Origin of the sequence: Tatumella ptyseos, from assembly GCF_030552895.1 — a bacterium.
In the GTDB taxonomy this organism is placed as follows: domain Bacteria; phylum Pseudomonadota; class Gammaproteobacteria; order Enterobacterales; family Enterobacteriaceae; genus Rosenbergiella; species Rosenbergiella ptyseos_A.
This window is the reverse complement of the sequence record NZ_CP130649.1, coordinates 898,663-912,581: the sequence shown is the minus strand read 5'-3', so window position 1 is coordinate 912,581 and position 13,919 is coordinate 898,663. Positions and strand designations below refer to the sequence as shown.

Genomic DNA, 13,919 nt, shown 5'->3' with positions numbered 1-13,919 from the left:
TAAGATCTATTCATTTACCCAACCTACACAACTCCTTAGACTATAAACAGAATTAAATTAGAGGTTGTAATGAACGATAATAAAATGACCCCACTCGAGTTGCGAGCAACCTGGGGATTGGGAACGGTATTTTCTTTACGCATGCTTGGCATGTTTATGGTACTGCCTGTATTAACGACCTATGGTATGGCTCTGCAAGGAGCGACTGAAGGATTAATCGGGCTTGCAATTGGTATTTACGGCCTTGCACAGGCGATATTTCAGATCCCTTTTGGTTTACTTTCAGATCGCGTTGGTCGTAAGCCTCTCATCATCGGCGGTTTACTGGTTTTTGTGTTGGGAAGCATTGTGGCGGCGACGACTACCTCTATCTGGGGGATTATTTTAGGTCGAGCCTTGCAGGGTTCTGGCGCGATCGCCGCCGCAGTGATGGCGCTGTTATCGGATCTCACACGCGAGCAAAATCGTACGAAAGCCATGGCATTTATTGGCGTCAGCTTCGGAGTAACCTTTGCCATTGCGATGGTGGTAGGACCAATAGTGACGCATCTTCTCGGCTTACACGCCCTGTTCTGGATGATTGCCGTGCTGGCAACGCTTGGGATCATTATTACCTTATTAATTGTTCCCTCGACGACAGAGCATGTGCTTAACCGTGAATCAGGCATGGTAAAAGGTAGTTTTCGTAAGGTCCTCGCCAATCCTAAACTGCTCAAACTTAATGCCGGTATCTTATTCCTACATATCTTATTGATGTCGAGCTTCGTCGCGCTGCCTGGTGAATTCGAACAAGCCGGTTTCCCAGCTTCCGAGCATTGGAAAGTCTATTTAGTCACCATGTTGATCGCGTTCGTCGGTGTGGTCCCTTTTATCATCATCGCTGAAGTTAAGCGTAAAATGAAGTTAGTCTTTGTGAGTTGCGTAGTGCTATTGCTGATTGCAGAGTTGGTATTGTGGCAAGCAGGTGCACACTTCTGGACTTTGGTGGTAGGGGTTCAGCTTTTCTTTTTCGCCTTCAACTTGATGGAAGCCATCTTACCTTCACTAATTAGTAAAGAATCCCCTGCTGGCTATAAAGGAACTGCAATGGGGATCTATTCTACTAGCCAATTTCTCGGTGTTGCTATCGGCGGCAGTGTTGGTGGATGGGTTTTCCAACATGTGGATGCGCAAGCCGTTTTCTTACTTGGCGCCGGAATTGCCATCGTATGGTTATTAGTGAGTCTAACCATGCAGGAGCCACCTTACGTAAGCAGTCTTCGCATGGTGCTCGACCGTGCGGATAACGCTCAATCGCTTGAACAGCGCTTACGCCAAGCACCGGGTGTGAGTAATGTGTTGATTATCCCTGAAGAGCGCGCGGCTTACATTAAAATAGACAGTAAGACGACTAATCGCCAAGAAATTGAAGCGTTGATCGCAGAAAATTAATCCCCTCCCCTCTCGACCACTTACCTGACCGATTGCTCAGGTAAGTGGTAACGACTCTTAATCGCGGAAGTTTTTAAATTGGAAAGGTTGCCCCAAATTAGCCGCCTTGACTGTCGCCATTGCGGATTGTAAATCATCACGCGATTTCCCCGTTACACGTAAAGATTCACCCTGAATCTGAGTTTGCACTTTCAATTTGGCATCTTTGATAGCTTTAACAATTTTCTTGGCGATATCTGATTCAATGCCTTTTTTCATATTAATGTCTAGGCTCCAGCTCTTACCACTGTGGGTAATCTCCTCAGGCACCTCCAGCACAGCCCCTTCAATACCACGCTTTAACATCTTTTCGCGCAAAATATCGACAATTTGACGCACTTGGAAATCAGACTCACTACTCACCGTGATCACTTCATTCTTTTCATTTAATGACACTTCTGCTGTGACATTGCGAAAATCAAAACGCGTTGAGAGTTCACGATTCGCATTTTCAACCGCATTTTTCACTTCTGGCATTTCAACTTCTGAAACTATATCGAAAGATGGCATATTTTCTTCTCCTCTTAAATCGTTGACATGCATAATACCTATCTGTAATGACGACACAACTATTCAGCAAAAAATGGCAATGGATTGCGAGGGAATTTTTATGAGAATAACAGTTTTGGGCTGTGGAGCCTTAGGTCAGATATGGTTATCCGCTCTGTCCAGAAAAGGCCATACCGTGCAAGGGTGGCTAAAGGTGCCGCAATCACAGCTTCAAATACAGGTCTTTAGTCCTGAACAAGACTCCTATCAGCACAGTGTTACGGTTAACGATGCCTCGCTTCTGCAACAGTGTGAATTGTTACTGGTTACACTGAAAGCTCAACAACTGCAATCAGGGTTAACACCGCTACTGCCTCTGCTCCCTGAAAAGTGCCCTATCGTCCTAATGCATAACGGGCTGGGGGTTATTGATGATCTTCCCACCATCATTCAGCCACTTTGTCATGCGGTGACCACACAAGCCGCTTACCGTACCTCAGCAGCAACACGCCATAAAGCCTGGGGATTAACGCAAATCGGGCCGTTAAATCCAGCAGCGCACTCAGTCAGTCATCTCGCTGATATACTCCACCAAGCTCTACCCGATGTTGCTTGGTATGATGAGATAAAAATTTCTGGCTGGAAGAAATTAGCGGTCAATGCGGTGATTAATCCTTTAACGGTGAAATATGATTGTCATAATGGTGATTTACTGACGGTGTTAGACGAAGTGAGGGGGTTGTGTGATGAGCTTACCACGGTTATGAACCGTGAAAATATTCATACCGATGCCAAGCAGTTATACGAGTCAGTCGTCAATGTTATTCAACTTACCGCAGAGAATAGCAGCTCTATGCGACAAGATATCCATGCAAAACGCGTAACAGAAATCGATTATATCAATGGGTATCTGCTTAGACGGGCGCGCTGCTATGGGTTAACATTGCCCCAGCATTCGGCGCTATACCAGTGGATTAAACAAAAGGAATCAGAATATGTCGGCGATGCCCTCAGTGCTACTCTGCCTCGCTCATGGTAATGATGCTATTGAGATTACTACATTTTTAAGTTTACTTCCGCGTGCTGGCATTCATATCACTGTCGCGAGTGTCGAGGGGGATAGCGCACTGACTCTTCGCAGCGCAGAAGGACTGACTTTCCAAGCCGATATTCCACTTTGCCAAGCAGTCGATCAAGCTCACGACATACTCCTTTTACTTGGGGGCAAAGAGAGTTGTAAAACATACTCCGAAAGCGACTTAATTATTGAATCCATCAGGCAATTCAGCGCTAGCCAACGTTACGTAGCGGCCATGAGCCATATCGTGCCAGGATTAATCGATAAATTGGACGCTTATCGAGGGGCGAATGTGACTTGCCTCGCACAACAAAAGACTTTACTACACCAGACGCAATGGCAAGAGCGACGTGTAGTGGTCGATCCACGCTATTACTTACTAAGCGGCCAAGGGCCGTTATGCGCGACCGATATGTCGCTAAAAATTATAGAGCTGTTGAAAGGTAAGGCAGATGCTCATGCCATTACCCACGATCTCGCCATCCCCATTGGGATTTATAATCATCAAGAATAAAAAAAGGCCTCATCATCGAGGCCTCATTTATTAGGGTCGGTACACTTTAACGTTAGTGAACCCTTGCTCGTGCAGATATAGGGCTTGTAAGCGACTCATAACCCCGCGCTGGCAATACAGTAACCAAGTACGCGAACGATCTAAATCACCAAATTGAGTACTCAATTTATAAAAAGGTATCGATTTGATTTCCACACCACTGAGCTCGAGTGGCTGATCATCTTGCTCATCGATTGAACGGATATCCAGAATCGCATCCTGATCGGTTAATTCGCTCACAGACTCAATTTCGACCACTTCAGCGGTTGTTTCGACGGCGATTTCACGAATGTCGATATTACGCGCTTCTGAAACGACACGGTCTAAAATACTAAAATCAAAATTATTCTCTTCTTCTTCAATTTTAGCTTTAACCGCTTTGACGGTTGGACTCTTTGAGATCACACCACAATACTCAGGCATGGTTTTCGCAAAATCTTCGGTTCCGATTTGACGAGCCACTTTGATGATGTGTTCTTTATCATGTGAAATAAGAGGACGTAGAATAAGCGTATCTGAGACATTATCGATCAATCTAAGATTGGTTAACGTTTGGCTTGAAACTTGGCCAAGTGCTTCACCCGTCACTAATGCTTGGACGCCATAACGCTCCGCAATGTGCGATGCCGCACGGACCATCATTCGCTTAAGGACAACGCCCATTTGGCCATCATCAACTTTCTCTAAAATTTCACCGACCACGGGCTCAAAATCAATCGCGATGAATCTCACACGGTGAGAGCGACCAAAGGTATTCCATAGGTAGTGAGCGACTTGGCGAACCCCAATTTCGTGAGCCGCACCGCCAAGATTGAAGAAGCAATAGTGTACCCTGCTACCACGGCGCATTAGCATATAACTCGAAACACCTGAGTCAAAGCCGCCCGAGATTAACGAGATAACATCTTCTTGTGTCCCTATTGGGAAACCACCCAATCCCTCATAACGGTTAGTGATCAGGAGTAAACGATCTTGATCAATCTCTAGGTGTACCGTCATATCTGGGTTTTGTAATTTAACTGAGGCGGACTCAATATGTTGATTGAGTCCCCCACCGACATACCGCTCTACTTCATGTGAGGTGAACTCATGCTTACCGCGACGTTTAGCCCGTACACAGAAGGTTTTCCCCTCAAGTTGAGTGTGGTACATCGCCAAGGTTTGTTCAAAGATATCATGCAGACTAGTAAAACTACGATCTTCTACAGCAAGCACATGGTGAATCCCCGGGATGCGGGTCAGCGCTTCGGCTACAGCCAAGCTGAGCTCTGGCTTGCGTGTGCGAACCGTAATATGGTCCCATAGACGGACTACCGCAATATCTTCATCAACACTTTTCAGCACGTTTCGTATATTACTGGATAAAATTTTGATAAAGCGCAGCCGTACAGATTGGCTTTTGATCGTTATTTCTGGAAATAATTTTACGATAAACTTCATAATGACACTAACTTACGTGGGAATAAACGTTAATTATTAATCGTTTATATGTTAAAATAGTTTTCAGGGTTACCCGCTGATTTAAGCGCGCGCAGTATATCATCATTACGGTGTCATAGCTTGTTTTAGTCGTGCGGTACAGAGTATTTTGCGAAAACCCTCTAGTCAGCTAACATATATCCCAATTATCGTTCACCCACCAAGCCGGTACTGTATATGCCTAAAAAACCTGCGTCGACGATCAGCTTTGAACAATCCCTTTCCGAATTGGAAGCCATTGTCCAACGCTTAGAAAGCGGTCAATTACCGCTAGAGGATGCCCTCAATGAATTCGAAAAAGGGGTAACGCTTGCACGCCAAGGCCAACAGCAATTACAGCAAGCCGAGCAACGGGTGCAGATTCTCCTCTCTCAAGACGAGCATGCTGATTTATCAACGTTCACACCGGAAAAGTGACCATGGATCTCGCCACAACCTTAACACATTATCGTGCCCGTATTGATCGTGTACTCGAAGAATGTTTAGAGAATCTTACTTTTCAGTCTATTCCCTTATATAAAGCTATGCATCATGGCGTACTATTAGGGGGGAAAAGAATGCGTCCTTTTCTGGTCTACGCGACTGGAGAGATGTTTGGTATCGACCCTAAAGTGTTAGATGTGCCAGCGTCGGCAATTGAATTTATTCATGCTTACTCTCTGATTCATGACGATTTACCGGCTATGGATGATGATAGCCTTCGCCGTGGGCAGCCGACGTGTCACATTGCTTTTGGTGAAGATACCGCAATTCTAGCGGGCGATGGATTATTGACGCAGGCATTCACCATTTTAAGCGATAACCCAATGCAAGGCGTTTCAGATAAAACACGGCTTGCGATGGTGAGCGAATTAGCCCGTGCCAGTGGCGCTGCGGGAATGGTGCTTGGTCAAGCGTTGGATTTACAGGCAGAAGGTAAAACGTTGGATTTATCGGCCCTTGAAACTATCCACCGACATAAAACTGGTGCGCTAATTCGTGCCGCCATTCGCCTCGGCGCGTTAAGTGCCGGGGAAAAGAGCCGGCAACATCTTCCAGTACTCGATCGTTACGCCGAGGCAATTGGCCTTGCCTTTCAAGTGCAGGACGATATTTTGGATGTTACCGGTGATAGCCAAATCACCGGTAAACAGCAAGGAATGGATATCGCTCACGGCAAAAGTACGTACCCTGGACTACTAGGGCTTGACCAAGCGCGAAGTAAAGCCCAAGAGCTTTATCAAGAGGCTATTGATGCCTTGGCTCAGCTGGAACAGCATGGCTTTAATACCCAGCAATTACAGGCGTTAGCGAGTTATATCGTTGAGCGTAATAAATAAATTTTATGATGAGTCTCTGATGAGTTTTGACAATACCCTTTATCCTACTCTGGCCTTGGCTGAAACTGTTCAGCAATTACGCCAACTTCCTAAAGAGAAGTTGCCACAGCTTTGCGAAGAATTACGCGCGTATTTGCTCAATAGTGTGAGTCAATCGAGTGGGCACTTTGCCTCTGGCCTCGGTGTCGTTGAACTTACTGTCGCACTACACTATGTCTATGAAACGCCATTCGACCATTTGATCTGGGATGTCGGCCATCAAGCCTACCCTCATAAAATATTGACAGGTCGTCGTGACCGAATCGGTACTATTCGTCAAAAAGATGGACTACATCCTTTCCCTTGGCGGGCAGAAAGTGAACATGATGTATTAAGTGTCGGACACTCCTCAACCTCAATTAGTGCGGGTCTTGGTTTGGCGGTCGCCGCGCAGAAAGAACAGAAAGACCGTAAGGTAGCCTGTATCATTGGAGATGGCGCAATCACCGCAGGAATGGCTTTCGAAGCTATGAACCATGCCGGTGATATCAAACCCGATATGTTAGTTATTCTTAATGATAACGATATGTCTATCTCTGAAAATGTGGGTGCGCTCAATAACCGAGTCGCTCAACTTCTTTCAGGTCGAACCTATTCTAAGCTGCGTGAAAGCGGTAAGCGTGCCTTTGATAACTTCCCTCCAATCAAAGAATTGCTCAAACGTACCGAAGAACACATTAAAGGGATGGTCTCTCCCGGAACCTTGTTCGAAGAGTTAGGCTTTAACTATATTGGCCCAGTCGATGGTCACGATGTGTTAACACTGGTGAGTACGTTAACCAATATGCGTCAGCTGAAAGGTCCGCAATTTCTGCATATCATCACGCAGAAAGGTAAAGGCTATGCTCCAGCAGAAAAAGATCCGATTAGCTGGCATGCTGTACCGAAATTCGATCCTGCGAGTGGCGTATTACCCGCTAGTAAACCAAGTATTGCGCCAACCTATTCGAAAGTATTTGGCGACTGGTTATGTGAAGTTGCCGCGCAAGATCCAAAGCTGATGGCGGTAACGCCCGCGATGCGTGAAGGGTCTGGAATGGTTCGCTTCTCTCGTGAATATCCCCAACAATATTTCGATGTCGCGATAGCTGAACAACATGCCGTCACTTTTGCAGCAGGCTTAGCCATTGGGGGTTACCACCCAGTGGTTGCTATCTACTCGACATTCCTACAGCGCGCTTATGATCAGTTGATTCACGATGTCGCTATTCAAAAGCTACCCGTGTTGTTCGCTATCGATCGTGGCGGTATTGTTGGTGCAGATGGACAGACTCACCAAGGTGCTTTTGATATCGCCTTCCTACGCTGTGTGCCAGATCTCATCATCATGACACCAAGCAATGAAGACGAGTGTCGTCAAATGCTTTATACCGGTTACCAGTACCGTGAAGGTCCTAGCGCCGTACGTTACCCCCGCGGAAACGGTATCGGCTTAGCAGAACGTCCCTTAAGCACATTACCCATTGGTAAAGGATACGTTGTACGAGAAGGTGAAGATGTCGCGCTTTTAAACTTCGGTACACTGCTTGAAGAAGCCAAAGTCGCAGCTGAACAGTTAGGTGCAACCTTAGTCGATATGCGTTTTGTTAAACCTCTCGACGAGCAGTTAGTCCTGACACTCGCCCAGACACATACTACCTTCATCACCTTAGAAGAAGGGGCGATTAAAGGCGGTGCAGGTAGCGCAGTCAACGAACTGCTGATGGCTCATCGACTTATGCGTCCGGTCCTCAACCTGGGATTACCCGATGAATTTATTGCACAGGGAACGCAGGAAGAGGTGAGAACATCGCTCGGCTTAGATAGCCAAGGTATTATCAACAGCTACAAGCAGTGGTCAGCCTAAAAAAAAGCGCCTAACGGCGCTTTTTTTATCCAAGAAAGTGATCAAACCCCTTGGGTTGGTAGGGAAGTTTCTTACCGTTATCAAATAAGGCTATCCCTTCAGAAGCCGGTAGAACCTGTCCGATACAGTGCCCTTCCACGCCTAAATTGGCTAAGGCGACTATGATCGCTTCTCGATTCACTTCCGGGACCGTAAAGCAGAGTTCATAGTCTTCGCCACCGTTCAAAGCAAAGGCAATTGCCTCTTCCCGTGACACGACATCTTGAAGTGTTGTGGAGAGTGGCAGATGATCCTGTTCAATTTTCGCTCCAACGCCGCTCGCTTGCAGAATATGTCCGAGGTCGGACAACAATCCATCTGAAATGTCGATCGCAGAGGAGGCTAAGTCGCGTAACGCCTGACCTTGTAAGATACGCGGTGTAGGACGTAGATGCCGCTTCAAAAGATAATCTCGCTGCTCAACGGTCGCCACCGATAATTTATCTTGTAGCAGGGCCAGTCCCGCGGCACTGTCGCCTAAGGTCCCCGTAACAAAAATCCAATCACCATGTTGCGCACCACTTCGTTTCAACGCCTTACCTGCAGGAACTACCCCATGGATCCCAAGAGTCATAGAGAGTGGACCGCGCGTGGTATCCCCACCAATCAATTGCATATGGTAATAATCGAGTTGTTCGAATAACGCATCACTGAAAGCTTGAAGCCATGAGTGATCGATATTTGGCAGACTAATGGCTAAGGTCAGCCAAGCCGGATCGGCTCCCATTGCCGCCAAATCGCTTAAGTTAACTGCGAGCGCCTTATAGGCTAAATCGTCCGGGGCAATGTCATGATAAAAATGAGTACCCTCTACTAATGTATCGACACTAATGGCTAATGTCTGATTGGCAGCAAGATTTAATAATGCGCAGTCATCACCAATCCCTGTTTCTACATCTCGTCTATAAGTCGTTTTACGATTGAAATAACGACTAATAATCTCAAATTCTCCGCCAGCCATCACGCTTACCTTTTCATCTTACTGAGCCATAAAAAAAGGCCGGAATATCCGGCCTCATAGCATTATTTACGGCGAGGTCTAATTTGTGGAGCAACCTTGTCCAATACGCCATTTACGAACTTATGGCTATCTTCTGCGCCAAATGTTTTGGCCAGTTCAATCCCTTCATTAATCGCAACTTTGTAAGGGACATCATCACGCTTACTGAGCTCGTAGAGCGAAATACGTAATGCAGCTTTTTCAACTTCACCCAGCTCATCAAGGCGACGGCTCAGATGAGGTTGCATCAGCTTATCAAGGTAATCACTGTTGTTCGCTACGCCTGTCAGGATCTCCCGAAAGTACAGCACATCGACGTCTTTGACGTCGTTTTCAGCTAGGAACTGATATTCAACATCAGCAATGTCGTTATTCGATAATTGCCAAGAGTAAAGTGCTTGGAGAGCACACTCCCGGGCGCGGCGGCGAGCAGCAGGTTTCACAAAAATCCCCTCAGAATCAGGCGTTAATCGCTTTTAATACGTTAATCATTTCAAGTGCGGTCAAAGCAGCTTCTGCTCCTTTGTTACCCGCTTTAGTTCCAGCACGCTCAATAGCTTGCTCGATATTTTCGGTCGTCAATACCCCAAAGGAAACTGGGATGTCGCTATTCATGGCCACATTGGCAATACCTGAACTGGCTTCTCCTGCCACAAATTCAAAGTGTGCAGTACCACCACGAATTACGGTACCTAACGCAATGACGGCATCGTATTTTTTAGTATGGGTTAACGTCCGTGCAGCGAGTGGCAGTTCATAAGCACCCGGTACCCACACAACAGTAATGTTTTCGTCTTTGACCTGACCAATGCGTTTTAACGCATCGACTGCACCTTGAAGCAAGCTATCGTTAATGAAGTTGTTGAAACGAGCGATAACAATCGCAATATTTGCTTCTGGCGTAGCAACCGGCGCTTCGATAATTTTCATAAATATCCTTCAGGTTAAGAGTTAGACGCCCAACAGGGCGCGAATTCTAGCATAATGTTTGACGAACTGCTTAGGCTTTTACGCAGACACTGAAATTGGCTGTAAAATAATACGAATATCAGGGCCAATTTGTTGGATATCTAGTATCTCAAATCGTAAGGCTTGAGCAAGGTGCTCAAGGCCCGGCAGCACACAAAGTCCACGAGCATCGGTTCCCATTAGGGTGGGAGCCATATACAAAATTAATTCATCCACCACACCAGCATGGAGTAATTGCCCTGCCAGGGTAGCGCCGGCTTCAACCCATACACTATTAATTTCCTGTTTTCCCAGAACCATCATTAACGCGACAAGGTCGATATTATCTTGGTGTTCAGGAACCACCAGGCTTTTATCCCAGCATGAAGCATCTGCTGCAGGCTCAGTCACCACGCGCCAAGTCGGCGATTCAGTCGTCATAAATAGGGTCTGATCGTCGTTCACTTGGCGATGGCGATCCAGTACGACACGTACCGGTTGGCGAAGCTTTTCCTCGCTACCAATGGCTTCTTGTATTTCAGGGGTTAATTCTACCCAGCGTACATTCATACTCGGATTATCGGCGAGGACGGTTTTACTGGTAGTGAGGATAGCTGACGCTTGAGCGCGAAACGTTTGCACATCTTGGCGTGCGGCGGCAGAGGTTATCCACTGGCTTTCGCCATTTGCCATGGCGGTGCGACCATCGAGGGAAGCAGCCATTTTCAGCTGTACCCAAGGAAAGCCTGTTCGCATCCGTTTCAAGAAACCTTGATTTAATTTTTCAGCCTCTTGCGCAAATAGGCCGAATTCAACCTCAATCCCAGCTTGGCGTAAACGATGCAAGCCTCTGCCCGCTACTTGTGGGTTGGGGTCTTGCATCGCCACGACGACTCGAGCGATCCCTGCCTCAATGAGGGCCTCACAACAGGGCGGGGTTCGACCATGATGGCTGCAAGGTTCGAGAGTAACATAAGCTGTTGCCCCTTGGGCCTTATCCCCGGCTTCACGCAATGCATTCACTTCTGCATGCCCCTCACCCGCTTTTTTATGCCAGCCTTGACCAACGACTTCGCCGTCCTTAACGATCACACATCCGACATTAGGATTAGGGCTTGTCGTGAAACGTCCCCGTGCGGCAAGCTGCAAAGCCTGTTGCATAAATTTTTTATCTGACATCACTCGCTCCCCAGCTTAGCGATTTCTTCACCGAACTCGCGGACATCTTCAAAACTGCGGTAGACTGAAGCAAAGCGGATATAAGCGACTTTATCCAATAGCTTCAATTCATCCATGACGTAATTCCCGACCACCTTACTTGGCAGCTCGCGTTCCCCGGTCGCACGTAATCTCGCTTTGATTCGGTGCACTGCATTATCCAAAGCATCGGCACTGACTGGACGTTTTTCTAAGGCTTTCATCAGCCCACGCATCATTTTTTCTTCATCAAAAGGCTCTCGAACCTCGTCGCTTTTGATGACACGTGGCATCACCAACTCAGCGATTTCGAAGGTGGTAAAGCGTTCGCTACAAAGTAAACACTGCCTACGGCGACGCACTGACGACCCTTCGCTGACTAAACGAGAATCAATGACTTTGGTATCGACAGCGTTACAAAAAGGGCAATACATGGTGTCTCCTAAACTGAGGCAGTAGGGTCAACTAGTGTAGCGCGAACCCCTGATGACAGAAACGTTTAGCACTAAATTTATTCGCTACAGCCAGATATCTCTCATTGTTAAGTAAATAGTCTATGCTTTACGATGAAACATTCTCAATTTTCATAACCTAAAACAGGAGTTGGTAATGGGCTTATTTGATTTTGTTAAAGAAGCGGGTGAAAAAATTTGGGATTCAGTCTCTTCACACGACGATGCGGCAACCAAAATTCAAGATCACTTAAAAAAACTCGGGATTCCTGATGCTGACAAAGTGCAAGTCAATGTTGATGGCGACAAAGCAACCGTTAATGGCGATGGAATTAGCCAAGAGTTGAAAGAGAAAATACTCGTCGCTATTGGTAATGTCGCGGGGATTAGTAACGTAGAAGATAACGTGAAAACAAACGATACTGGGACTGAAAGCAAGTTCTATACCGTGAAGTCAGGCGACACGCTAAGTGGTATTGCCAAGCAAGTTTACGGTGACGCTAACCAATACAATAAAATCTTTGAAGCGAATAAGCCGATGCTGTCGCATCCCGACAAAATCTATCCAGGTCAATCGCTGCGTATTCCTGCTTAAAAAAAATCGCTGCCGAACCGTCGGCAGCGACTCCTTTCCCGTCTAGCGATTACGACGGGTCAATGGATAGCCTAGCATCAGTAACACTACCCAAACTGCACCCGCATATAATGACAAGCGAGTATCAGGGAAATAGCCAATCAACGCGATAATAAAGACCAAAAAGATCACGGCTATACTGGACAGCATAACACCGCCAGGCAGAGCAAATTTCAGCGATTTAGCCGCCTCTTTCCCCATTTTGATCCGTGAAGCAATTTGCGAAAGTAAGATCATGATCCATACCCACACCGTCGCAAAGGTCGCTAATGAAGCGATCACTAAAAAGACTTTTTCCGGCATTAAATAGTTGAGCAATACCGCAACCAATAGTGCCACCATCATGACGACTACTGTCACTGCTGGGGCGCCGCGTGAGGAAACCTTTCGGAAAATCGCAGGCGCTTGTCCCTGCTCTGCCAATCCGTGCAGCATACGCCCTACTCCAAAAATATCGCTATTAATGGCAGAAAGGGAAGCGGTAATGACAACAAAGTTTAAGATCGAGGCTGCTGCGGCAATCCCTAAATGCTGGAACGTTAGAACAAAGGGACTGCCTTGAGTACCGACTTGGTTCCAAGGATAGATTGCCATAATCACGAACAGTGTCGCGACATAGAACACAAGAATACGCCAAGGAACGGAGTTGATCGCTTTAGGAATTGATTTTTCGGGGTTTTCGGCTTCACCGGCGGTGATCCCGATAATCTCAATTCCGCCGTAGGCGAACATGACCATTTGCAACGAAAGTAACATCCCTACTAAACCATGCGCAAAAAATCCGCCATGTGTCCATAAATTAGAGATACCGGTTGGCTGCCCCCCATTACCTATGCCCCAAATGATCATACCGAAGCCAGCGATAATCATTAACGTAATGGTGGCAATTTTAAAGAAGGAGAACCAAAACTCGACTTCACCGAAGGTTTTGACGCTCATCATGTTAATCGCGCCAATAATAAAGACGACACTCAGTACCCAAATCCAATGGGGCACCTCTGGGAACCAAACTCCCATATAAACGCCGAATGCTGTGACATCGGCAATACCCACGATCAAGATTTCAAAACAGTAGGTCCAGCCGGTCAAATACCCCGCCCAAGGCCCCAAATAATCATTGGCATAACGTGAAAAGGAACTGGCTGAAGGATTATTGACCGACATTTCGCCAAGGGCTCGCATAATAATATACGCGACGAGTCCACCGATAATATAGGCTAACAGGACACTTGGCCCAGCCATACGAATCGCATCCGCAGACCCATAAAATAAGCCCGTTCCTATCGCCGAACCTAGTGCCATAAAACGGATATGCCGAATACTCAATCCCCGTTTTAGGGTATTTTTTTGTTGCATAATTTTCCGATTCCACAAAT

General features: G+C 46.6%; 15 protein-coding genes. 7 read left to right on the top strand and 8 right to left on the bottom strand.

The window, feature by feature from the left end:
• The first annotated feature begins 69 nt into the window (after nucleotides 1–69).
• The gene (locus tag QJR74_RS04365) at nucleotides 70–1,431 is read left to right on the top strand and encodes an MFS transporter (protein ID WP_304373386.1); all 1,362 of its coding nucleotides are present in this window, start codon (nucleotides 70–72) and stop codon (nucleotides 1,429–1,431) included.
• Nucleotides 1,432–1,488: 57 nt separating this feature from the next.
• On the opposite strand, the gene QJR74_RS04360 is transcribed toward QJR74_RS04365, so the two are convergent.
• Nucleotides 1,489–1,980 (bottom strand): YajQ family cyclic di-GMP-binding protein, encoded by a 492-nt coding sequence (locus tag QJR74_RS04360; protein WP_304373959.1) that lies wholly within the window; start codon nucleotides 1,978–1,980, stop codon nucleotides 1,489–1,491.
• Between the two features lie 100 nt (nucleotides 1,981–2,080).
• Here QJR74_RS04360 and panE point away from each other — a divergent pair, with 100 nt between their 5' ends.
• Together panE and QJR74_RS04350 are read left to right on the top strand one after the other, a co-directional pair.
• Nucleotides 2,081–2,998 carry a 2-dehydropantoate 2-reductase gene (gene panE / locus QJR74_RS04355; protein WP_304373385.1) on the top strand — a complete coding sequence of 306 codons (918 nt, stop codon included), beginning with the start codon at nucleotides 2,081–2,083 and terminating at the stop codon, nucleotides 2,996–2,998.
• Nucleotides 2,955–3,551 (top strand): DJ-1/PfpI family protein, encoded by a 597-nt coding sequence (locus QJR74_RS04350; protein ID WP_304373384.1) that lies wholly within the window; start codon nucleotides 2,955–2,957, stop codon nucleotides 3,549–3,551. The genes panE and QJR74_RS04350 overlap by 44 nt, the downstream gene beginning before the upstream one ends.
• A 30-nt stretch (nucleotides 3,552–3,581) precedes the next feature.
• On the opposite strand, the gene thiI is transcribed toward QJR74_RS04350, so the two are convergent.
• A complete protein-coding gene (gene thiI, locus QJR74_RS04345; protein ID WP_304373383.1) occupies nucleotides 3,582–5,030 on the bottom strand; it encodes a tRNA uracil 4-sulfurtransferase ThiI in 1,449 nt (482 codons plus the stop codon).
• 216 nt (nucleotides 5,031–5,246) lie between these two features.
• On the opposite strand from thiI, the gene xseB reads away from it, so the two are divergent.
• From xseB to dxs, 3 genes are read left to right on the top strand one after another with little or no spacing between them, the layout of a single operon-like run.
• Nucleotides 5,247–5,486 (top strand): exodeoxyribonuclease VII small subunit, encoded by a 240-nt coding sequence (gene xseB / locus QJR74_RS04340; RefSeq protein ID WP_304373382.1) that lies wholly within the window; start codon nucleotides 5,247–5,249, stop codon nucleotides 5,484–5,486.
• Between the two features lie 2 nt (nucleotides 5,487–5,488).
• Nucleotides 5,489–6,388 carry a (2E,6E)-farnesyl diphosphate synthase gene (ispA, locus tag QJR74_RS04335; protein ID WP_304373381.1) on the top strand — a complete coding sequence of 300 codons (900 nt, stop codon included), beginning with the start codon at nucleotides 5,489–5,491 and terminating at the stop codon, nucleotides 6,386–6,388.
• A gap of 19 nt (nucleotides 6,389–6,407) precedes the next feature.
• Entirely contained in the window at nucleotides 6,408–8,273 is a 1,866-nt protein-coding gene (gene dxs / locus QJR74_RS04330; RefSeq protein WP_304373380.1) for a 1-deoxy-D-xylulose-5-phosphate synthase, read from the top strand.
• A 25-nt stretch (nucleotides 8,274–8,298) separates the two neighbouring features.
• Here dxs and thiL read toward each other — a convergent pair whose 3' ends face one another.
• From thiL to nrdR, 5 genes are all read right to left on the bottom strand, one after another.
• Nucleotides 8,299–9,273 (bottom strand): thiamine-phosphate kinase, encoded by a 975-nt coding sequence (thiL, locus tag QJR74_RS04325; protein ID WP_304373379.1) that lies wholly within the window; start codon nucleotides 9,271–9,273, stop codon nucleotides 8,299–8,301.
• 62 nt (nucleotides 9,274–9,335) lie between these two features.
• Entirely contained in the window at nucleotides 9,336–9,755 is a 420-nt protein-coding gene (gene nusB / locus QJR74_RS04320; protein ID WP_048911678.1) for a transcription antitermination factor NusB, read from the bottom strand.
• Nucleotides 9,756–9,771: 16 nt separating this feature from the next.
• Complete coding sequence (gene ribH, locus QJR74_RS04315) at nucleotides 9,772–10,242, bottom strand: 6,7-dimethyl-8-ribityllumazine synthase (RefSeq protein WP_304373378.1); 471 nt, start codon at nucleotides 10,240–10,242, stop codon at nucleotides 9,772–9,774.
• A gap of 78 nt (nucleotides 10,243–10,320) precedes the next feature.
• On the bottom strand, nucleotides 10,321–11,439 hold the full coding sequence (gene ribD / locus QJR74_RS04310) for a bifunctional diaminohydroxyphosphoribosylaminopyrimidine deaminase/5-amino-6-(5-phosphoribosylamino)uracil reductase RibD (RefSeq protein WP_304373377.1): 1,119 nt from the start codon (nucleotides 11,437–11,439) through the stop codon (nucleotides 10,321–10,323).
• Nucleotides 11,439–11,891: a transcriptional regulator NrdR gene (nrdR, locus tag QJR74_RS04305; protein ID WP_092675629.1), complete on the bottom strand. Its 453-nt coding sequence runs from the start codon at nucleotides 11,889–11,891 to the stop codon at nucleotides 11,439–11,441. The genes ribD and nrdR overlap by 1 nt, the downstream gene beginning before the upstream one ends.
• Before the next feature lie 175 nt (nucleotides 11,892–12,066).
• On the opposite strand from nrdR, the gene lysM reads away from it, so the two are divergent.
• Complete coding sequence (gene lysM, locus QJR74_RS04300) at nucleotides 12,067–12,504, top strand: peptidoglycan-binding protein LysM (protein WP_304373376.1); 438 nt, start codon at nucleotides 12,067–12,069, stop codon at nucleotides 12,502–12,504.
• A gap of 42 nt (nucleotides 12,505–12,546) precedes the next feature.
• On the opposite strand, the gene proY is transcribed toward lysM, so the two are convergent.
• On the bottom strand, nucleotides 12,547–13,899 hold the full coding sequence (gene proY, locus QJR74_RS04295; RefSeq protein ID WP_304373375.1) for a proline-specific permease ProY: 1,353 nt from the start codon (nucleotides 13,897–13,899) through the stop codon (nucleotides 12,547–12,549).
• Between the last annotated feature and the right edge of the window lie 20 nt (nucleotides 13,900–13,919).